Origin of the sequence: Domibacillus iocasae (assembly GCF_001750285.1) — a bacterium.
Lineage (GTDB): Bacteria > Bacillota > Bacilli > Bacillales > Domibacillaceae > Domibacillus > Domibacillus iocasae.
The window spans coordinates 345,684-366,281 of the sequence record NZ_MAMP01000012.1; the positions used below are offsets into that span (position 1 = coordinate 345,684).

20 protein-coding genes and 1 tRNA gene are annotated in these 20,598 nt (G+C 41.4%); 1 reads left to right on the forward strand and 20 read right to left on the reverse strand.

Translation table 11 applies throughout. The annotated features are described in order from the left end of the window. Positions 1 to 219: 219 nt before the first annotated feature. The 4 genes from BA724_RS06205 to BA724_RS06220 form a co-directional block, all read right to left on the reverse strand. Positions 220 to 1,785: an ABC-F family ATP-binding cassette domain-containing protein gene (locus BA724_RS06205; protein WP_069937786.1), complete on the reverse strand. Its 1,566-nt coding sequence runs from the start codon at positions 1,783 to 1,785 to the stop codon at positions 220 to 222. A gap of 230 nt (positions 1,786 to 2,015) precedes the next feature. Then, entirely contained in the window at positions 2,016 to 2,366 is a 351-nt protein-coding gene (locus tag BA724_RS06210; RefSeq protein WP_069937787.1) for a DUF5412 domain-containing protein, read from the reverse strand. A 115-nt stretch (positions 2,367 to 2,481) separates the two neighbouring features. After that, entirely contained in the window at positions 2,482 to 2,922 is a 441-nt protein-coding gene (locus tag BA724_RS06215; RefSeq protein ID WP_069937788.1) for a hypothetical protein, read from the reverse strand. Positions 2,923 to 3,142: 220 nt separating this feature from the next. Further along, entirely contained in the window at positions 3,143 to 3,703 is a 561-nt protein-coding gene (locus tag BA724_RS06220) for a DUF4256 domain-containing protein (protein ID WP_069937789.1), read from the reverse strand. A 139-nt stretch (positions 3,704 to 3,842) separates the two neighbouring features. On the opposite strand from BA724_RS06220, the gene BA724_RS06225 reads away from it, so the two are divergent. Further along, positions 3,843 to 4,427, forward strand: a complete 585-nt coding sequence (locus BA724_RS06225; protein WP_342669988.1) for a site-specific integrase — start codon at positions 3,843 to 3,845, stop codon at positions 4,425 to 4,427. Between the two features lie 266 nt (positions 4,428 to 4,693). Here the strand turns inward: BA724_RS06225 and BA724_RS06230 are convergent, their stop codons facing one another. From BA724_RS06230 to BA724_RS06305, 16 genes are all read right to left on the reverse strand, one after another. Further along, positions 4,694 to 5,641, reverse strand: coding sequence for a DMT family transporter (locus BA724_RS06230; RefSeq protein ID WP_069937790.1), 948 nt, complete (start codon positions 5,639 to 5,641; stop codon positions 4,694 to 4,696). A 393-nt stretch (positions 5,642 to 6,034) separates the two neighbouring features. Beyond that, positions 6,035 to 6,108 (reverse strand) — tRNA-Arg (locus BA724_RS06235). 979 nt (positions 6,109 to 7,087) lie between these two features. Beyond that, a complete protein-coding gene (locus tag BA724_RS06245; protein WP_069937792.1) occupies positions 7,088 to 7,474 on the reverse strand; it encodes a hypothetical protein in 387 nt (128 codons plus the stop codon). Positions 7,475 to 7,596: 122 nt separating this feature from the next. Then, on the reverse strand, positions 7,597 to 8,433 hold the full coding sequence (locus tag BA724_RS06250) for an N-acetylmuramoyl-L-alanine amidase family protein (protein WP_069937793.1): 837 nt from the start codon (positions 8,431 to 8,433) through the stop codon (positions 7,597 to 7,599). After that, positions 8,433 to 8,915 carry a phage holin family protein gene (locus tag BA724_RS06255; RefSeq protein WP_069937794.1) on the reverse strand — a complete coding sequence of 161 codons (483 nt, stop codon included), beginning with the start codon at positions 8,913 to 8,915 and terminating at the stop codon, positions 8,433 to 8,435. Before BA724_RS06255 ends, BA724_RS06250 begins: the two co-directional genes overlap by 1 nt. Before the next feature lie 306 nt (positions 8,916 to 9,221). After that, positions 9,222 to 10,106, reverse strand: coding sequence for a hypothetical protein (locus BA724_RS06260; RefSeq protein WP_069937795.1), 885 nt, complete (start codon positions 10,104 to 10,106; stop codon positions 9,222 to 9,224). 232 nt (positions 10,107 to 10,338) lie between these two features. Further along, positions 10,339 to 10,497 (reverse strand): hypothetical protein, encoded by a 159-nt coding sequence (locus tag BA724_RS18550; RefSeq protein WP_169818515.1) that lies wholly within the window; start codon positions 10,495 to 10,497, stop codon positions 10,339 to 10,341. A 20-nt stretch (positions 10,498 to 10,517) separates the two neighbouring features. Further along, on the reverse strand, positions 10,518 to 10,778 hold the full coding sequence (locus BA724_RS06265) for a hypothetical protein (protein WP_069937796.1): 261 nt from the start codon (positions 10,776 to 10,778) through the stop codon (positions 10,518 to 10,520). Positions 10,779 to 10,791: 13 nt separating this feature from the next. After that, positions 10,792 to 12,240 carry a hypothetical protein gene (locus tag BA724_RS06270; RefSeq protein WP_069937797.1) on the reverse strand — a complete coding sequence of 483 codons (1,449 nt, stop codon included), beginning with the start codon at positions 12,238 to 12,240 and terminating at the stop codon, positions 10,792 to 10,794. A gap of 2 nt (positions 12,241 to 12,242) precedes the next feature. Continuing rightward, a complete protein-coding gene (locus BA724_RS06275) occupies positions 12,243 to 12,785 on the reverse strand; it encodes a putative phage tail protein (RefSeq protein ID WP_083256104.1) in 543 nt (180 codons plus the stop codon). Continuing rightward, a complete protein-coding gene (locus BA724_RS06280) occupies positions 12,778 to 13,824 on the reverse strand; it encodes a baseplate J/gp47 family protein (protein ID WP_069937798.1) in 1,047 nt (348 codons plus the stop codon). Before BA724_RS06280 ends, BA724_RS06275 begins: the two co-directional genes overlap by 8 nt. Then, the gene (locus tag BA724_RS06285) at positions 13,824 to 14,258 is read right to left on the reverse strand and encodes a DUF2634 domain-containing protein (protein ID WP_069937799.1); all 435 of its coding nucleotides are present in this window, start codon (positions 14,256 to 14,258) and stop codon (positions 13,824 to 13,826) included. The genes BA724_RS06280 and BA724_RS06285 overlap by 1 nt, the downstream gene beginning before the upstream one ends. A gap of 11 nt (positions 14,259 to 14,269) precedes the next feature. Then, positions 14,270 to 14,593 carry a DUF2577 family protein gene (locus BA724_RS06290; protein ID WP_069937800.1) on the reverse strand — a complete coding sequence of 108 codons (324 nt, stop codon included), beginning with the start codon at positions 14,591 to 14,593 and terminating at the stop codon, positions 14,270 to 14,272. Positions 14,594 to 14,605: 12 nt separating this feature from the next. Further along, complete coding sequence (locus tag BA724_RS06295) at positions 14,606 to 16,042, reverse strand: XkdQ/YqbQ family protein (protein ID WP_069937801.1); 1,437 nt, start codon at positions 16,040 to 16,042, stop codon at positions 14,606 to 14,608. Beyond that, positions 16,039 to 16,731 (reverse strand): LysM peptidoglycan-binding domain-containing protein, encoded by a 693-nt coding sequence (locus tag BA724_RS06300; protein WP_069937802.1) that lies wholly within the window; start codon positions 16,729 to 16,731, stop codon positions 16,039 to 16,041. The genes BA724_RS06295 and BA724_RS06300 overlap by 4 nt, the downstream gene beginning before the upstream one ends. Then, the gene (locus tag BA724_RS06305; RefSeq protein ID WP_069937803.1) at positions 16,724 to 20,509 is read right to left on the reverse strand and encodes a transglycosylase SLT domain-containing protein; all 3,786 of its coding nucleotides are present in this window, start codon (positions 20,507 to 20,509) and stop codon (positions 16,724 to 16,726) included. The genes BA724_RS06300 and BA724_RS06305 overlap by 8 nt, the downstream gene beginning before the upstream one ends. Positions 20,510 to 20,598 lie beyond the last annotated feature (89 nt).

Below are 20,598 nucleotides of genomic sequence, written 5' to 3' on the forward strand. Positions count from 1 at the left end.
AATTATTGTCGCTTGAATATCACGATGTCCTAGAATCTTCTGAAGCACTCTCATTGAGCCACCATTTTGAAAAAACATTTTGGATGCAGCATGGAGCATGGCGGAATAAATGAGATTTGCGGCGGGCGGAGCAAGGAGTTGGATTAAAAAAAGGCCAGCTCAGCATAAAAGCTGATCTGGCCTTTTGTCATAAAGTAAGCTGTGCTGCTATTTCGGCTGTTACGTATTTTGCACTTGTTTTGTTGTCCAAGATTCCACATTCCAAATGTCCGTCGCAATCTCCTGATAAAAATCCGGCTCATGGGAAATCAAGAGGATACTTCCTTTGTACTCTTTAAGCGCCCGCTTTAATTCATTTTTTGCATCAACATCCAAATGGTTGGTCGGTTCATCGAAAACGAGAACATTGCTTTCCCGGTTCATCAGTTTACAAAGCCGCACTTTTGCTTTTTCGCCGCCGCTCAGTACGGATATTTTACTTTCAATGTGTTTTCTCGTTAGTCCGCATCTTGCTAATGCCGCCCGAACTTCGCCTTGCGTTAAACTCGGAAATTCATTCAGCACTTCTTCAATGCACGTGTTTTGGTTTTCTTTTTTTACTTCTTGCTCAAAATAACCGATATACTGGTAATCTCCCCGCTCTACGCTTCCGGAAAGAGGAATGATTTCACCGAGTATGCTTTTTAACAAAGTGGTTTTTCCGATTCCGTTTGCTCCAACTAAAGCAATTTTTTGGCCGCGGTCCATCGAAAGATCAAGCGGCTTGGAAAGAGGATTATCGTAGCCGATCACTAACTTTTCCGCTTGGAAAATCAGCTTCCCAGATGTTCTTGCTTCTTTAAAACGGAAATCAGGCTTTGGCCGATCTCCTGCTACTTCAATAATATCCATTTTATCCAGCTTTTTTTGCCGGGACATCGCCAGACTGCTTGTTGAAGCACGTGCTTTGTTTCTCGCCACAAAATCTTTTAAATTGGCGATTTCCTGCTGCTGCTTTTTAGCGGCTGCTTCTACTTGCAGTTTTTTTGCTTCATATACTTTTAAAAAGTTATGGTAGTCTCCAACGTAGCGGGTTAATTCTTTGTTTTCCAAATGATAAATAATGTTTACAACGCTGTTTAAAAAAGGAATATCATGAGAGATCAGAAGAAACGCATTCTCATAGTTTAGCAAATAACGTTTTAACCATTCAATATGCACTTCATCCAAATAGTTGGTTGGCTCATCGAGGAGTAAAATATCCGGTTTTTCAAGAAGAAGCTTAGCAAGAAGAACTTTCGTCCGCTGTCCTCCGCTTAAATCATACACATCTTTTTCAAGCCCTATCCCATCTAAGCCGAGCCCTCTCGCTACTTCTTCCACTTTTGCATCAATCGTGTAAAAATCATTGGTTGTTAATGTATCTTGAAGCGTCCCGACTTCATCGAGCATTTTTTCCATTTTTTCCGGACTTACATCGGCCATTTGGCCGTAAATGGCATTAATGGCTGTTTCTATATCAAATAAGTATTGAAAAGCCGTTTTCAGCACATCACGAATCGTTTTTCCTTTTTCTAAAACGGAATGCTGGTCAAGATAACCGACCCGCTGATTTTTGGACCATTCTACTTTTCCATCATCCGGCTGAATTTGTCCGGTAATAATATTCATAAACGTCGATTTGCCTTCGCCATTAGCGCCGACTAATCCAATATGTTCTCCTTTTAACAAACGAAAAGATACGTTTTGAAAAATAATACGGTCACCAAAATCATGACTTAAATCTGTTACCGTTAGGATACTCAATTATTGTTTCCTCATTTCGCTTCAAAATTCCCATTAAATTTTGATTATATCACACTGGCCTGCTTTCAAACAAGAATCCGCATCCAAGAAATTGGATTGTCAACACTACTAATCTTAGTATGTTTTTTAAGAGACAGTTGCTTGTATTCAGTCGATTCTCTAATTAGAGAATCAACTTTAAAAAATCTTTCTTCAAATAAAGCCCCCGTTAGTTGAAGAAGAATTTTTTATTATCGTCTAAAATCAAATGTTTCGTTAGGTACACTTAATTCATGACCATTAATTAGAACCGTATTTTCATCAATCCATTTAATATTTGCTTTTTCTTCGTGATAGTTCCAATAAATATTCTTTGATTTTTTGTTCTCTTTGTTAAAATTTAGTTCTCCACGAACAGCATAATCTGTCGTTGCTCCTCCATTTGAAACATAAGCTTTTAGTGTATATGTTCCTTTTGGAGAACTTACTTCTGAAATTAATTCTCCTTTAGGCAAACGGTTCATATCAAAAAATGCCCAATAAACACCGTATCCTAATAATCCAATTATTAATAAAGGAATAATAACTCGTTTCTTTTTCAAACTTTCTCCTCCTAAAAGGTTGTATTTGAACTATCTTAACAGAAAGTAGTCTTTTAAGATTTAGGTAGAATGTGGACATCTTTATTGAACTAACCTGCCTGTTAGCTGAATAAGATTATTCCTCATATAACCAATCAAAATCATCGTGAAGAATATACTCTTGTTCCTCTAAAGATAAATAATAATTCGAACAAACAATATGTAATTCTTTATACTCAACCCCGTAATCAACGCCTAAGTATACATGCTCTAAAGATTTATTTTCCTTCGCTCCGGCAGGTATACTATCAATCATTTTTGAGCTGCCTAACACGGCTGAACGATAAAATTCACTCCATTCATCCCACTCAAAACTATATGGAATGTTTGCGCGGATAACATCTTCAAACTTCAAAGTCCCTTTCTTAACCCGATAGGTAAACCCGCCCTGCCTTTCTATGCGAGATATAGGCTTTAAAATTTGAAAAGAAATGCTTTTTTCACGGTGGCTAATAAGTACTTCTTCAATTACAGTATCGTATAATTCTAGGTCATCATTATCCTTATAATCTTCCATCAATTTCATCACCATTTTCGTGTTTTTTATTTCTAATTCAATATAGGAATTAATTATTCCTTTTTAACTAAACTGCTCCGTTAACTGAATAAGAAAAGGCTGCCCAAATGACAGCCACAGCCGAGATATTAAACAAAAGCCCCCGATAATTGAAGAATGAAATTAAAGCCTTTCCCAGATGATCTTTTCTCAAATTCAAATTTAGCTCTCTGTGCAACATTTAGACCCTTAGTAAGCCACGGAAACCCCTTGCAGCATAGTAAGATTCTGCTCCATTATGGTACATAAAGACAGTGTCGTAGCGGCGATCACAAAAGAGGGCCCCGCCAAGTTTTCTAATATTATCAGGTGTTTGCACCCAGCTCGACGTTTTCATATCAAAGTTTTCAAGTTTCTGCAGCTCCCGGTATTGTTCTTCCGTTAAAAGTTCAATGCCCATGGCAGCTGCCATATCAATAGCGCTATTTTCTGGTTTGTGTTTTTTTCTTGACTCCAGCGCTTCACGGTCGTAACAAACACTTCTGCGGCCTTTAGGACTTTCTGCTGAACAATCACAAAAAATGTATTCTCCCGTCTTCTTATCATCGCCAACAACATCCGGTTCACCGCCAGTTCCTTCCATTTCATTGAGCGACCACATTTTTTCAGTATCAGCTTCGAGCTTAGCCTGCACGTTAGCCCATTCAAGACCTTTATGGCGGTTCATGTTTTTCTCGAAACGGGCTTTCAAAGTTCTGATTAGTTCTTCACGTTGTTCCAGAGACAACTCCTTATCTCTCATATTAGTTTCCCCCTTACTGTTTTTACTCATAATGGTTTAAGGACTAAACTGCCCCGATAGTTGAATAGTCTCTTCCGTTTCAATTTCTATAGTCAAGTATATAATTCCTTTAAAAGAAATTTTAAGGGGGAGATGTATTTTGTTATTATCACAAGCATGGGAAACGTATGAATCGGATAAGCGAATAGAAGCATTCTCGCCACAAACATTAAAAGCATATCAACTTCAAGTTACCTTGCTTATTCGTCATTTGGGGGATATAGAAATCAATTCACTTACAACAGAAAATTTAAAAGAATATTTATCTGAATCTAGCAAAACATTAAAACTCTCATCATTGGCTCACCGTGTTCATTCAATAAAATCGCTTCTTCGCTGCTTATATGAGGAAGGACATATCAGTATAAACCATGCAGCTAAGATTAAAGAGCCAAAGGCTGGGAAACGAATTCCAAAGTCTTTAACAGAAAGGAAGATTGAACATCTTTGTGAAGTCTGTTATACATCTTTGGAAAAAAATCTATTTGAGTTTAGGTTTTCGACAGGTTGTAGGATTGGGGAAATAATAACGCTTGATAAAAATAACATAAATTGGTCTAATCATTCTGCCATAGTTAGGGGTAAAGGTGACAAGGAAAGAGAAGTTTATTTTAATATTCGATGCGATATTTGGCTTAAACGATATATAGAAAGTCGGCACGATATGATGAAGCGATCTTTGTAACAGAAAGGCATCCGCATCGAATGAGCAAAGCACAAATGAGAAATATCATTAAACGTATATCCAAACAAGCAGGTATTGATAAAGAAATCTATCCTCATCAACTGATACACAGCTATTATATGCTGAGTTAAGTGGTCAACTTAGGAAGGAATTTTATCAGAAGTATTTCTAAAATGAATAAGAGCAACGAGGTTCAAACAACCATCGTTGCTCCATTAAACTATTGCACCGTTTAGTTGAAAAAGGAAATCTATTTTTATTATTTTTCAAAATTCTTCGTTACAGTGACGGGTATGCTGGGGTTTCTGCAAAGCTGTCCCATTTTTGCGTGATGAAAGCATTACACCCAAAATAACAATGAATCCGCCGGCGATTTGGTACCATAATAAATCTTCTTCTGTAAAAACAATAGCAAAAAGCGTCGCAAATACCGGAAGCAAATTAATAAAGATGCCTGATTTTGCGGCTCCTATTTTAGCAACGCCTGTATTCCAGGAAATGAAGGCAACGATAGAAGCAAAGCAGCCTACATAACCCAAGATCAATAAGCTTTCCAGGTTAAAAGTGACCGCTGCGTCTGTCTGCATGATTTCGAGGAGACTTAATGGAAACAGGATGAGAATCCCAACAAATGATGTGACATAGAGTGTAGTGAAAGCCGGTAAAATCTTCGAGTACTTTTTTATGACAATTGAATAAATGCTCCAGCTTACGACAGCAACCAAAACAAACAAATCTCCCGGATTAAGCTTAAATGCCTGCAATGTTTCAAATGATCCTTTTGAAATAATAAAAATAATTCCTATTACTGATAATAATATACCTGTTGCCTGCAACACTGAAAGCCTTTCTTTTAGAATGAGAAATGAAAAGACGGCAATAAACAAAGGAATAGCCGAGTTCACAATCGATGCATTTATGGATGTTGTGAAGTGCAATGAAAAATAAATAATCGTGTTATATCCGGCAACTCCAGTTACACTTAATAGAAGGACGATCCATTTATGGCTCCACAAAACTTTGGAGTCTCTAAGCACCGGCCTTACCATAAAAGGAGTCAACAATAAAAAAGCAACCGACCATCTCAAAAGTGAAAAGGTAATAGGTGGAAAATATTCCGCCCCTAACCTTCCAATTACAAAATTCCCGCCCCAAATTACATTAGCTAGAACGAGCAGAAAATATGCAGTTCGATTTTTTTCTATGTGTTTCATCAAATGTACTCCTATCTATCGCCCCATTTTAGGGAGTAATACAATAACAAATTATGTGACAATCATTCTTTGTTCAACTATAGCACCCGTTCGTTGAAGAAGAAACCATTTCATAATTGAAGATTTTTGAAACTGTTTAAATGGAACGTTATCGTAAGTTTCCCTAACTCCGATGCTGGAGCGGCAGGCTGGAAGGCGGCTCTTCTAATAGCTTTCTTATATTCACATTAACATCAAATATTCCTTTTCTTTTGGTCATACAAAAAACCTCCTATAATCGTTTCGTGAGACAGTCCAATATACGGTGTAATTTCTTAGATGACCATTGGAATGACCGTTTCACTTAACGATATAGAGGTTGATGTAATGCGGGTTTATACCACTTTTCATTAGCGTCCCAGATAGGAATCGAACCTACGACCTACAGCTTAGGAGGCTGTTGCTCTATCCTGCTGAGCTACTGGGACATACAAAATAATATGAACTGCTCCAGTATATTTTTAAAAAGAAAACTTTTCAAGTAATCGGCATTAACTAACTTGTCCATTATGATCGAGACTGTGGAAATTCTGACCGACCTGATGAACTGCAGCAAAATGGTACTCTTTATATAATAGCTCTGTTAATTTCAATGTTGATTTTTTAAAAATACAATGAAAAGCCTTATATTGAAGGCTTTCCATCCCTTATTTCTTAAATATCGGTTACAATCTTTTGTATGAACACCATATCCTTTCAGAAACAATCAGATTACCTATTAACTAAACGTTTTTCCTTCTATACAAAGATTAATTGTTTCATATTTTGTCGTGTTCTCTCATAGAATATGTGATTTTTTTGTGATTATTGTGATCAAAAACCAGCTGTGATCTTTGGCGAGTTAACAGCTGGTTTTTTTGTGTCCCCTAAACCGGGGCTTTTTGTTATGCACTATACGATTTGATCTTAGAACTGTAACCATGTTCAACGCTGATAAGAGCCCTTGCTTCTTCTGAAGATTCAAACGAATTTAAAAGACATTGTATCTGCTAAATTTAATGATTGATTTATCGTAGTTTTACGAATCCAGGGACTTTTTGTTACCTTATTCGTAAAGGGGCTGATTTTATGTGGACGAAAAAAGAGAAGGTCGTTATGATGTGCCCATGTTGCCAGGAAGAAATTCAGGAGACTGATCACGTAGGTATTACTCAGATAAACAGCGTCGTACATCTTTACTGTGGAGCTTGGCCAAGCCCAGGTGAGAGGATTATGGATGAAGGTTCATACAAGAAAATGTTCAAGAAATATTTATAGCGACCCAGATTCAAGACCATGGAGTGTTCAATAAAAAGGTTACAGAGGTTTTAAAAGAGAAACTAATAAATGAGAAATAACCCCGGCATAACCGGGGCCTTGCTTTTTAACCCAAACTGCTGGTGATATATTTCTTGTATTCCTGAATAGCTATATGCCATGAATACGACAACGGCTTATGTAAGTCTCAACTTTATTAATAATGATAGATTCTTGACTGGGAATTAATTCTAATAACTCTCTGTTACCGATTTGCTTCGCAAATGCAGTTATTAATGAATAATACTTTTTGGTCTGGTAAATGAAGACTTCCATGCTAGAACCATATTCAAGAAATTTAAGTCTTTCATCAAAAGATTCTCTATCATACTGATTTCCCGATCCATCCCCATGGGCAACTGGATCCATTTTATGAAACTGAAGCACAATTACATTTAAACAGTCTTGCGCAGCCAATAACAGTTGATAATTCACCTTAGCTTCACCGGTTTCACCACCAGCAACCAATTCTTCAACATCATTATAAAAAGTTAGCATGTATCTCTCCTCCTTCATATGGATTTACCCTTGAAAGGTATATCATAATCAATTTTCCCTCCAGAAAAAGAATTCAACTAATATACAACGCAGCCAAAGACCTTTTTTGAAAATTTTTTAATTTATTCCTTTGCCCCTTGAATCAATCCGCGTTCAATGGCCACAAACAGTAATCCTGTTGCATCAGATTCAGTCAAGGTGCCCTCGTCCAGCTTTTTCACCCATGACGGATCGATGCCGTTTGGATCTTTCTCGACCAGGCGGTTTAATACAGTACGCGTTGAATTTTTAATGGCTGCGTTAGATGGTTGATACAATTTGATTTCCTCCTCTTGTTTTGGTTCTGCTGGCGCTGCAGCTGACGTACTTCCCGTATTGAATGTGATCCCGTAATGCTTGCACACTGTACGGGCTGTCACAAGGGCACAACGCTGGCGGTAACTGTCCGATTTAAGAAGGGCAAGGTCTTCTGCATTCGTCATAAATCCCCACTCAACCAATAAAAATGGCGCATCTGTTTCGCGGCACATGTGAAGATTCGTCCACGTCTTTGGCACAGATGGGAAAAGACCGGTTCCCCACACAGGAAGATCCGGAAACTCTTTTTTATACTCTGAAAGAAGTAATTCTGCCAGGGCTTTCCCTGTCTTGCTAGTATGCCAGTAAAAAATGCCGAACCCACGCCGGGATGGATCTGCATTTGCATTGGCATGATGAGAAATGCCAATAGCAGTTTTATCTTTATCGTACTGAGCATTATATTGACGAGTCCGCTCATTCAGAGAAACGTCTAATCCCCCGAAAGGCTGCGCTTCATACGTGGAAACTTTACCAGTCAGCAGCCGTTTTACTTCCTGGCCAACTGCTGCATTAAAAGTATGTTCCGGCAGTCCGGGCACTCCCTTGCTTGGTGGGTATGTGTTACGGCCATGTCCAACATCGTTTAGAAGTAATGTCATTACTCTTCACGCTCCTTTTCAATTTCCTTCGGTTCAATAACGGTTTTAGTTGTCACTTCCACAACCGGGCCGACTTTTGTTTCATTGTCTTCTTTCAACTGGGCAAATACGCTGCTGATCTGCTTTGGTACTTTTACACCAAGGTGGCCAAGATTTTCGATAAAGCTGATCCCTTCCATACCAATCAAAAACATAATCATCGTATTCCTCATAAATTGACCGCCTGTACCGGAAATCGTATCAAGCTGCACAGCGATGATCACGGCAAAAATCATAGCGGTTTTCTTCATAATTCCTTTAAAACCGACTGCTGAATTGAAGTTTTTCGTTTGGATGGCAACCATCCATCCAGTTGCATAGTCTGTCATCATGAAGATGCCTAAAGCCGTAATCAAGTGGTCGATCCCCCCAACTAAATAAGCGAGAGCTGATAAGCCCCCGCCAACGATTGTGTTATATAAAGTGTCTGTGTTATGCTGCATGCCGCACCTCTTTCTGATTTTAGATACTAAAAAGAGACTTGCGAATGCGAGGCCACTGAAAAAGTCCATTTAAAAACAAAAAGAAGAGAACGACCTACTACATATAGGTTGTTATCTTCTTTTATTATCTGTATATTGATGAAAATCTTTGATGATTTCAAAAAGCATTAGTTTTTCAGTGCCCTCGCGAACGCAAGCCTCTTTTTCTGCACATAATCTTTTAAAAATAAATGTTATACTGAATAAATCACCCTGACCTGAGATAATCACAAGTACTAATCAACCATTTGAATTTTAAAATACTTATTAATTTTTTTTAATTTCGCCACAAATTCCAAATGTCAGATATTCTTTATTTTCGCTAAAATCCCACTTCCAATATCTCGTTAAGAGACTAGACACTTCAATTTTGGTGACAATATCCTGTATGCCTATCAATGCCGCTTGATAGCCACTTGACGAAACTAAAGCTAATGCTTCCTTTAAACCTTTGTTGATTATAGGAATATATCCAGGTCGAATTGGTAAGGCATCAGACCATGAAATAAGAAATCCATTTTCACCACACATATCAAATAGTGAATCATTATAAGCAACTATTATTTTGTTCCTTAAAAAGATAATCCCATCAAGAATTTTATTGTACTCCTTCTTATCATATTTATTTTGATATTCAGAGAGTATGGTGAAGGCCCAATTATAAAAAAGTTGAGTGTAAATAGCAGAGGATGCAATAATATCAAAGTCTTTATTAAGATCGTTCAAGCTTCTTCTGGAGATTCTCTCTAAACTATTAGAAATTTCAATTAAATACTTTACAATTTTCTTTGCTTTCCCTTTTTTTTCAAGTAAAGATGCAAAATTGTTATAAAAATTAATTTCATTTAAACCTGTGACATCTAATTCAACAAGTTCTATTTTAATTCGGACACTTTCAGGAAGATCTTTAATACCATTTTTCATACTTTCTAAGTCAACATCAATTAAATATATCGAGTTAGCTTTGGATGATAGGTACTCAATATCCAGATCATCACAATTACCGGCTCCAAACACACCTATTTTATTAACATACTCTCTTTTTGAAAAAACTTCATCAAATAACCCTGTTACTTGCTCCCTGTGATCTTTCCATTTAGTTTTTCTTAAATCATCTCTTGATTGATTCATTATTTTTTGAAATCTTTGCAAATATACCTCTCCTTATAACTTAATTTTCCAATATAACACTACCAAAGTATTGATTAATTGTATATATATCTTTGTGAATTAAGAAATTCAATATTATTGTTTTGATTATTAATACTTGTCTGTATAATGCACCATCTTTCACACGCCTTTCAACTTTTTGTATTTAAAAGTGCCGCCCGGAGGCGACATGGTTTTTGTACATAAAAAATACACCTATCATTTGATGGTGTTATTACGCAGCTTCTTTTGCTTCAAGAAGGGAGACTAGCTCATTGTATTGTTCCTGTGTAATGCGGTTATTAAGCAGGAATACATCCAGCTTGATGGTCATTTCCTCTTTTGTACCGTACGTCCCGTTTTCGATTACCTTTTTGCAGTATGTGTATGTCATGTCTCTTCATCCCTTTCTTTTTATAATCCAAGTTCAATCGACGATAAACGAAAATCAAGGTCAATCATATACTGAGCTACCTCTGTATTCGAAGACATCAGTGATTCTATTTCCTGCGAAGGCACAGTAGTATATACAATATCTCTCTGCAATTCGGCATCAGAAAAAATAAGGAAATTGCCTTCTGAAATATTTCTCTCTTCTATTAATAGAAGATGACCATTTTGTGCCTTCACCTGTTCACGGTCGTTAATACTTTTATACTCGATGGTATATAACATGTAATCACTCCCTTTATATAACCACATTGGACACTAATGCGCCGCTTGCTGATATTCTAAAATTGTTACAGTGGCAATAACTACCGAATTCACTCCACATTCTAAGTTCTATGGATGAATTTGCTGGCACGTCAATATCCTCTGTGTATACAATTGCTGTTGTACTATTAGGTACTCGCAATGTCCCTTTAGCAACCCCATTTATGAATATCTGATGTTTGGCAGACGAGTCACCTCCCCAAGCACCAAATGAAACACGGTATATACCCGGCACGACAACATTAATCTGTTTTGCGATCGTTGGTGAAGTATTAGTACCACTCATGTTCTTTTGCTGGTCGTTGGCTTGAAGTACAACAGTACCGGGCTGTATTTTAAATAATGTTAATGTTCCATCTATACCAAAAATATTCTTTCCCGACAAGATATTGGCGGCGATTAAATCGGCATCTCCTGCTACAATACCAGACCCATTATGGAAACCTGCCGGTATAGCTTGATTGGCGGCACTTGGGGTAATATTAATGGCTCCCCTATTTGCCATTGTTCCAGATACCAATCCTGCATCTGTACCAATTGTCTTGCCCGATAATACATCAGCGGCTACTGCTGTTCCATACTCACCCCCTTCACCCTGTAATATAAAAGCCCCTGCACCAGCGTTTACTGCTGAATTATAACGAACAGTGTATATACCGTTAGCTTTTAAATTTGTAACGTCATTTCCATTTGCCTTTTTAATAGCTTTCGCACCTAACCCATTTACATTAAGCGTTGCTGCACCTGTCGAGTCGGCATTGACTGTGATTACAATACCCATTCTGTTTGTATAAGCAGTAGGCGCTGGATCAAGTGTTATGGCGTATTCATTGCCGGTATTGATTGTTGTAGCAGTGCCTGGATGCTTTACATAGTCGGCCAAATGTGTCGTAACTTCCTGGTCAAGATTATCAAGACTTTTCATCATTTTTCGCTTATCAATAAGCTGTGCTTGCTCGATGGCCGTGTTTCCTGCTGGTACATCAACGACACGCAGCAAGAAAGCTCCTGCCGGCAATACAGGCTCAACAGGAGAAGCAGCTGGTACACCTGCTGCATGCTGAATAGTTCCGGCTGCCGCAACAAAAACAATGTCTTTTCTAGGATTCGTGGCGTCTGCCGCTGATACAGTGATGGTTTTGACAGCGGTATAATCAAAACGTTTTCCGTCCGGCATGTAAATAACCCCCGGCTGAACATGAATGTTCATATCCGGTGTAACAGAAGCAAGCACATTTAAACCGGTTTGGACGCCGAATCCAATATTTTCAATTTGCCTTATTTCTTCCTCTGCTTTCAAGACCACTTTTTCATCTATTTTTTCCCAGTTGTCATTCACCATGGTTTTTAGATCAAACGTCTGGTTTCCATCTGCGACAGGATCTTTTTTCAACAGACCGAGCCGCGGTGTATTGCTTGTCAAATTCACGCACCTCCTGCGAATTTATTTAATGGTGTCGATTCAAGTTGGGCAATCGTCATCGCATTTACATCACGAATCAATAAATACCTGAATTGAAATTCTACAATCCGATGTCCGGGCAAAATTTTACGCAAAGCTATTTTCATATCTTCCAAGTTTTCAGGTACACCAAATACATCATTGAAGGTAATAAGAAACTTGGATTGTCCTTGAATCGGCTGAACCTGCACCGATCCATGTTGAAAGGATTCAGCAACACTTTTGATGAGCTTTGCGCTTAATGTGCCAGACCCTCTTTTTCTTGCTTTCAGCATGCTTCTCCTGTGGTCAAGCGGCTTGGATAGATCCACTGGAATACTAAGCTCATTTTCCATAACAGAAAGCCCCCATGTGGCTGTATCGATAAAGGTATTGTCAAGCACATTTTCAATGGCAAGATCCAATCGGTCCCATATCTTGCCTTCCACACGGCAGGCTTCTTGGAAATCCGGTGAATCCCGATAAACTTTCGGCAGATGATTAAGCATATTTTCTTGACTAGACAACGAAATCCACCGTCCCAACAATCGGCGCTTCGACTTCTTGAAGGATTAGATTATCTTCCAGCCCATTGATCATCAAGCCGGCATAATCCACTACGCCGTTTATATTGAGCAGTAAAGCACCGAGCTGTCTCAATCGGATAATCGGCTCAACGCCTTCACGGAACGTCAGAGTTTTCATGTACTCTTTCAAGGATGCGGCAAAAGTTTCCTTCACCGTTTCCAATGTCGTTGCCGTAGTCAATACAAGTGTGGACGTTACATTTATACTGATCGAAGTTGCGCTTTCCACGGTGACGAATGAACTAGCCGGCGCTTGCCCTTCACCCATGCCTGCTACTGGATCTATATACTGTTGCGCCTGCTGAACCAACACGGCAGAAGGTGGCTGATAGTCTTCATCGACAATCACGACTTTCACCGTATCCGCTCCGTTCCAGTTTGCAAATACTTTGACAGCTCCAACGCCGCTGACTTCTAAAGCCCATTGACGATAATGAGCATTGTTTCCACTGGCAGCCGGATCGGTAATTCGTTCCTCATACCGTAATTTCAAGGCGTCTGGATCTTCTTCATCCTGACCCAAAACAAGCACTTCGCCCAAAACGGCTGTCTGCAAGCCATCAATCGTTTCAAGTGGCAAAAGGACAGTTCCGGCCGGTAATGTATTGCCGATCACTCCGGCGGTTTCACATTCCAATAAAACCGGATCGGATTGAATCACGGTAAAATATAATTCTTCTGCAGAAAAGCGGCTGTCTATCGGCGGCGGTACATTGAAGGTACCGGATCGCACGGCAGGCGTTGCCGATTCTGCTACTATATCCATTTCAGCTGTTTTCATTTTCAAATAATCGCCTTCACTTGTGGCCACAAAGACCAGTTCAAGCACCCGATCCAATGAGCGGTACGCATTGGCAGCCATTGCCGCTGTTTTTGCATAAGACGCATATAAGGGGGATGTTTCGCTTATATCAAATTCATCCCCTGTATCGTTAAGCATTTCTTCAAGCAAGGCTTCATACGTATATTGTTCAAACATTATGCTGATAGCACCTCCTCAAAGCCCAGTTCGCCTGCGGCTGTGTCTACAATAAACGACACATGAAAGGCATCTTCCATGTGCCGGATCTCGAAACTGTGTACCCGATTGATCCGTTCATCATAAATAATGGCTTCTGTCACAAGGCGTTCAATCTCCATCATTTTATATTCCGGTGTGGTGTCCGGATCCGAAAGCATTTCGCCTAATTCATTGCCGGTATCGGCTGAATAAATGGAATGGGCATAACGGGGGATCCGAAGGGCCATCATGACGAATTGACGGACCGCTTCAAGCCCCGAAATTAATTCTGATGTAAGCCGCCCCGTTTCAAAGTTGAATCGGTATGTTTTTTGCTCCAGTAAAATTCTTTCCAATGATAATTCTTCGTTCGCATCGATTTCTTCAATAATGACTTCCGGTGTCAATGCCACTTAAACCCCTCCTATTCCCATTGATTGACACGATCCAAGATAAAATATTTTGTTGAGTCCAATCCTTGTACGGCTGCAACCATGAGCTCATCGCCTGCCTGCAATTCGTTATTGAAGGTAATGGTACTGGCTGCCCCATTGATTAAGACTTGTTTGGTGTGTTTGGAAAGCGTTTCTGGAATGATAAAGTTTTCAGCAGGGTAAATCTGTCTGTCATCGTTCATCAAGCGGATCTTCAAATTCGGCGCCGGTGATTCCACATCGGCAGGGATCAGCCGTACAGGCCTGTTTGCTTCTCCGTTTTCCTGCGCCGCCAATAAAATTTTATGAAGCATGTTCAAACCTCCTTACAGCACTCTCCGGATGTGGGCGAAATGCTTGCCCCAGTATGAGCTTGTCGCTTTTGTGTAGCCGTGCTCCTTGCAGCCACTACCTCCAAGGCTGATACAGTAGCCGGTTCGTGTGACAATGCCAACATGACTGATGGCATCCGGTCCTCTTTCTGGAATGGTGCCTTTGAAAAAGACCAAATCGCCTGCCTGTGCATCGGCTGTCGCCACCTTGCGCCCTTTTTTCACTTGAACAGCAGTTGTCCTGCCGATGCTTACACTGGACTTGCCATAAACAAACTGCGTAAAAGCGGAACAGTCACCTTTTCCTCCTGGGATATTATTCACGCCATATCCATACGTCAAATCACCGATATAGGATTTCGCTGTTTTTACGACTTCTGCTGCTTTTCCGGTTGCGGCTGCCTCTCCCGAAGAAGATCCTGTCCCCGTGGAAGTAGCTGCTGTTGGCTCTTCTACCTCTGGATATTCATTTTTCAGCACCAATTTCAGGCTCATTGTGTGCTTGTTTCCGGAAAACGTGTGCGTGTCGGTATCCACAAAATACGGGCCATTCACATTAATGTCAGGGATTCTGACCCGAATGCCCACATTGCTTGTGACGGTTTCGATTCCGATGCATTCTACATCAAGAGTTTTCTTGACGCCTTTCTTTTCTGCCAGCACCTTTTTTGCCCGTGCCGTCAGCTGTGCTTTATTCAGGTTTTCAGTGACTTTTTCATAATATTGCAAGGTCCCGTATCGTGTTTTTCCGGCGCTGTCCACCACTGTTACTGTGACAGGCTTTGCCCCTTCACCCGATACCATTTTTACTTTTGTCGCTGTTTCCTGAATGGATGTGATGTAGTTGAAATCCGTCATGTTATTGCCTAATTCCAGCACCCACTGAAGATCATCCGTCTTTATTTCACTTAAATACATCTTTCCCTGTCGAGAATAGACCCCGTATCGCTTTTTCGTGGCTTTATGGGTTTGTACCATTCCCCGAAGCAAAATGTCATACAGGGCTGTTTCTGTGTCCACAAGAAGCGTTTTGATTTTATGAGCTGTGTTAGGGAAAGGGACATGCGGAATCCCGAAATCTTTACAGATCCTTGTGGCGACTTGATCCAAGCGCTTGCCGGCAAAAGATGCTCCATACACTTCTTTATTCAGCAGCAGGTACTGAAGCAAATCAAAGGCTGTAATGGTCATTAGGCCGCTTTTGTTCTGCCCTCTATCCATGACAATGCCCCGAAACAATTCAGCACCCCGCCATTTGAATAAAACGGTATCGCCTTCCGTGACTTGCGGTGGATCATGATAGCCGGACTTGTCCTTAAAAATCGTAGCTTCAATTTTTCTGGCAGCCTGGAACCGCTGGCCGCTCCATGTGATGGTTTGTGCAGGAATCTCCAACATGTAGCCTGATTTCATCAAAAATAATTCCATCATGGGATTGTCAGCACCTGGCCAGGATAGATCCATTTGCCTGGCTGCCGAATGTTCCGCTTATCGCGTTTGATGAGCATATCTTTGTTGGCATTCCAGATTTTTTTCCACTGTAAGCTGTCCTTGTAGATGTCTTTAGCAATGTTCCACAGTTCATCACCTTTTTTGACTTTGTACGTTTTCGGCTTTGTGGCTGCCTTTGGATCGGGCCGGTTCGAACTTGTCGTTGTTGGCTTTGCCGGTTTCTTTGTATCAATCTTTTTGTTTTTCACAAAAATATACGTATGCAGCGTGAGCGAATAATTCAGATCACCGATTGCGCCGCCGACTTCATCATGAGGAAACTCCTCAATGGACACAGGGGAATTAATATTCGTGCCTGTCACAATAAAGCGGCACGGAAGCCCGCTGTCCCGCCATCGTTCAATGATAGCGATATATTCCCGCGGCTTTAACACCTGTGAAGTTGGCATTTCAACCAAAGGCGTCGTGTAATGACGCGGAAAAAAAGACGAAAACGAAAACGTCTTCGCCCCTGTTTTCTGCAAAACGGTCGCTTCACCCAGATTAGGCAGATAAATTTTTTCATTATTGCTGGGACTGCTGAAATCAATAGATGAAGGCAGGATAGGCAGGCGTATTTTTTCTTTGCCCTGTGACAACCAAAACTGATAAATGCTTTTTTTAGCCATCTACCGCCAAACCTCCCATCGCATTGTATTCTTCTTCGATTTTCTTTTCCACGGCTTTAACGGCAATCACGCCGACTTTTTCTGCATCCATATCGTTGTGATAATGGCTTTCGCCCATGATCTGCACAATGACATCCCGTACACTGCTTTTGACAGCTTGGACGCTTCTGCTCATGGCAGATTGTACGTTGTTCACTTGTTCAGTCGGCAATATTACTGGAGCACTTGCGGCTGCTACCGGTGCCGACGAAACGCCCAAAGCGCTTTGTGCATAGTCAAGCAAGCCCAGGGCACGGCTTCGGTGTTGTTCGAGAGGGATAATAACCTCTTTCTTGTTGCCTTCCCCTACACGGGCAATGTGATCATGTGTGATAACACCGCCTCTTTCATAAGGCTTGTATCCGCCGCCATTCATCATGCTCTTAATACCTGGATGATTCATCACACCGCCATACCGTGAATCCATGTAACGAATGGCTGCTAAAGCTGAATGAAGCGGATTGGTCCGATCATTGAAGCCACCGACTTTATGAGCATTAAAGGTTGAGCCGATAATCTGGAACAATCCGACTGACGGATCGCCCCTTTGTGCGTTAATGTCCCAGTCATTTATCGCATTAGGGTTGAAACCGGACTCTTTCTGCGCAATGGTCATCAAAGGATTGAGTAAGCTCATCGGCTTTCCGAGCATCGCCAACGCCTGCATGATCGCTTGTGACGCCATACCTGCCCCGCCGCCGCCGAAATTGCCACTAAATGCTGTCATCAATTCATCAGCCTTACTTTTCGCAATGTTTGATACATCCACGCCGCTGAATCCTTTAACTACACCCATCGCGGACCAGTAACCGTTCTCTATCATTCTCTTTGCCGGCGATGCAATGCCTAGCTCTTGCCGGAATGCGGTATCAACTCTGTTTGCCAGATCTTTCGCCGCTTCTGTGACACTGCTTCCTTGGCTGTTCATTCCGGTGACGAAATAGCCAATCATGCCAGAACCCCAATCATAAGCTTTCGGAACGAATGCTCTTGTCGGTGTTTCTACATGGTTTCTCAGCCAAATACTCATGCCGACCGGAATCGCCTTGATGCCTTCTTTAAAGTTGTACACAAGAGCAGATCCATATGGCCGTGATCCGGCTGCCGCTGAATTGAGTGGCTGATAAATTTCACTGCTGATCCAAGCTGTCATTTTCAGCGGCGATGTATTCAAACCGCTCATAAAGCCGTAAGCGAAGGCATAGCCATAATGGTTCGCACTTGTGGCTGCATTGCCCAGTGGCGCATACACTTTTTCCAGAAGCCAATTCGTCACCGTCACTGGTGCGGTATTCAGCCCCTGTGCAAATCCATAAGCAAAGGCATAGCCAAAGTGATTTGCGCTTATCGAAGCGTTGCCCGTTGGCGCATACACCTTTTCAGTAAGCCATCCCGTCACATTGATTGGAGAAGTATTCATGCCTTGTACAAAACTGTATGAAAAGGCGTAACCAAAATGATTTGCGCTTGTCGCTGCATTTCCCATCGGTGCATAGACTTTTGATGACAGCCATGTGACGACTGAAACTGTTGCCCCATTCAATCCATTAGAAAAATTCGTGGCAAAGGCTTTTCCATATGTGCTTCCTTTTTCAGACAAGGCTTTTAACTCTTTTTCCACACCTGCAGTTACAGAGCCAGACGTTCCCGTGGCTGCTTCTTTCTTTTCACCACCGCCGAACATGCCGCCTATCCAGCTGCCGATCTTATCTCCGCCAAAATAGCCGAGTGCACCGCCTGCCAATGTGCCAAGCGGTCCGAGAAGTGAACCAGCTGCCGCTCCTGCCGCTGCTCCACCAAATCCTCCGACAGCTCCTCCGATGGCTTGGTTTCGTTCCTGTCCCGCCTGTGAAGTGAAGATATCGTATGCAGCTATGCTGAGTCCCACTGGAAGAACAGCTTTACCGAGTGTGCCGAGCATTTTGCCGCCCTTTCCGCCTTTGGTGGTTTTTCCTCCGCCAGTGCCGAAAATAGGGTTGTCCTTTGGCGCTTTAATTTTGAAGAGATCCTTCAATTTAGTGGACAAAGTACCGGTTGATTTTGCTCCATCCTTTGCCTTTCGATCCATCCTGCTCATGCTGTCCGTGACATCATCAAGCCCTTTTGTGCCGCCTTTCCCACCTTTTCCGCCTTTCAGACCTTTTACAAAGTCTAAAGCATCCCCCAATTTTTTAAGAGTAGGGATAACAACTAAAGCGCCCAAACCCAAAGCACCAATTGCTACTGTTCCAATACCAATGGCCGGACCAAGTATGTTAAAGTGATCGACACCGAATTGAATAGCTGGCACTAATTTGTCACTGAAAAAACCAGCAAAGTCGGAAATGGATGTGGTCATATCTTCAATCGCGGCTTTTCCTTCTGAAGATGAAAGCCATGTGTTCAGTTTCTCAGCAGCAGGAACCATACTGGTCAAGATCCCTACGCCCACATCGCTAATAGTTGACTTCAATTCCCGTCCGGCATCATTGATCGGTGTCATCGGATTGTTCTTCCGCATCGTATCAAACTGTTTGTTCAGTTCTCCTGTTGCTTTTGCCGGTTCGTTAACAGCTCCCGCCATATCCAGGATTGGCTGTTTAAGATCCTCGTATTTTGTCCCGATTAGCGTGGTTGCAATCGCTACTCTGTCCTGTTCATTCGTAATTTCAGATAATCCTTTAGCCATCCGGAACATGGCTTCCTGCCCTGTATACGAGCCATCTTCAAAGCCTTTAAACATTTTCTTCGCTTCATCAGCACCGAGAACCTTTTTGAATGCCGCCACTTGATCATCTGACATTTCGTTACGTTTCAAGTTGAATTCACGCATACTATCTGCCATATCGTCGAAATTCCGGGCGCCGCCTTTTGTTCCAGCCACAAAGGCAGCCGATACTTGTTCTGGTGCCATTTGCATGTCCACAAAACTGGAAGAATACTCATTAAATGTGTCTAAAAGGTCCTCGTACTGATCCCCAGCATTCTTGAATACGTACGCAATGTTGTCACCAGCACGGCCTGTATCCATGTCGAAGTTTTTTATCATGCTTCCTAATGCACGATCCACTTCCGGCACATCTTTTTGGTACAGCTGCGCGATTTGATTTGAGGTCAATACGGCATTTTTCAAGCCATCGCCTTTTAGATCCGTCTGCTGTGCCATATTTTGAAAGGACATTGCCACTTCTTCACGAGAATTCCCAGTCTTTTGATTGTAAAAAATATCATTGACAACGCTATTCACACCACTGACAGACCTACCTGTAGTAGCGGCTGTTCGGGCATTCGTTTCCATTGCCGATGCAGCGCCTGCCACAGCCATACCGCCTGCCAATCCAGTACCTGCCGTTATTTTCAAAGCAGTGTCTTGTAATCCCTGCAAACGAGCTTCAATATTGGAAATAGCAGCAGTCGCTTGATCATCGACGGACACTTTCGCTTCGGCATGTGTGCCGCTGATTCCTTTTGCTTTCTTTTGGATCGCATCCATTTTTGAAGATGCCTGGTCATTTACGGAAACAGTCGGCTTCGCATGAATCTTCCCCGCGGTACCTAAGTCATTCTTAATCGTTTTGATTTTTCCGGAAGCCCCATCAATCACCGAAAGAGTAGGGCTGGCTTTGGCTTGGTCTAAGCGATTGAGTGCTTTGCTGGATGCCTGTGTCACGGATTCTACTTTTTCCAGGCTGCCATGAAGCCCTTTAAGCTTGCTGGATATATGGTCTTTCATTTCAAATGTTGCGGTTAATGTTGCCAAGTCATCGCCTCCTTACTTCTTCGGCTTATGATCTTTGAGATACTTTTCGACAGAAGCATAAACAAAGGCTTTCATTCCATCCTTCATTT

What these genes read in the sequence shown, in the direction of transcription:
- BA724_RS06280 (WP_069937798.1), bottom strand. Translation starts at nt 13,824, where the DNA reads ATGTTTGAACAATATACGTATGAAGCCTTGCTTGAAGAAATGCTTAAC.
- BA724_RS06290 (WP_069937800.1), bottom strand. Translation starts at nt 14,593, where the DNA reads ATGCTTCATAAAATTTTATTGGCGGCGCAGGAAAACGGAGAAGCAAAC.
- BA724_RS06245 (WP_069937792.1), bottom strand. Translation starts at nt 7,474, where the DNA reads ATGCTAACTTTTTATAATGATGTTGAAGAATTGGTTGCTGGTGGTGAA.
- BA724_RS06250 (WP_069937793.1), bottom strand. Translation starts at nt 8,433, where the DNA reads ATGACATTACTTCTAAACGATGTTGGACATGGCCGTAACACATACCCA.
- BA724_RS06255 (WP_069937794.1), bottom strand. Translation starts at nt 8,915, where the DNA reads ATGCAGCATAACACAGACACTTTATATAACACAATCGTTGGCGGGGGC.
- BA724_RS06220 (WP_069937789.1), bottom strand. Translation starts at nt 3,703, where the DNA reads ATGAGAGATAAGGAGTTGTCTCTGGAACAACGTGAAGAACTAATCAGA.
- BA724_RS06265 (WP_069937796.1), bottom strand. Translation starts at nt 10,778, where the DNA reads ATGTTATATACCATCGAGTATAAAAGTATTAACGACCGTGAACAGGTG.
- BA724_RS06300 (WP_069937802.1), bottom strand. Translation starts at nt 16,731, where the DNA reads ATGGCTAAAAAAAGCATTTATCAGTTTTGGTTGTCACAGGGCAAAGAA.
- BA724_RS18550 (WP_169818515.1), bottom strand. Translation starts at nt 10,497, where the DNA reads ATGACATACACATACTGCAAAAAGGTAATCGAAAACGGGACGTACGGT.
- BA724_RS06295 (WP_069937801.1), bottom strand. Translation starts at nt 16,042, where the DNA reads ATGATGGAATTATTTTTGATGAAATCAGGCTACATGTTGGAGATTCCT.
- BA724_RS06230 (WP_069937790.1), bottom strand. Translation starts at nt 5,641, where the DNA reads ATGAAACACATAGAAAAAAATCGAACTGCATATTTTCTGCTCGTTCTA.
- BA724_RS06215 (WP_069937788.1), bottom strand. Translation starts at nt 2,922, where the DNA reads ATGGAAGATTATAAGGATAATGATGACCTAGAATTATACGATACTGTA.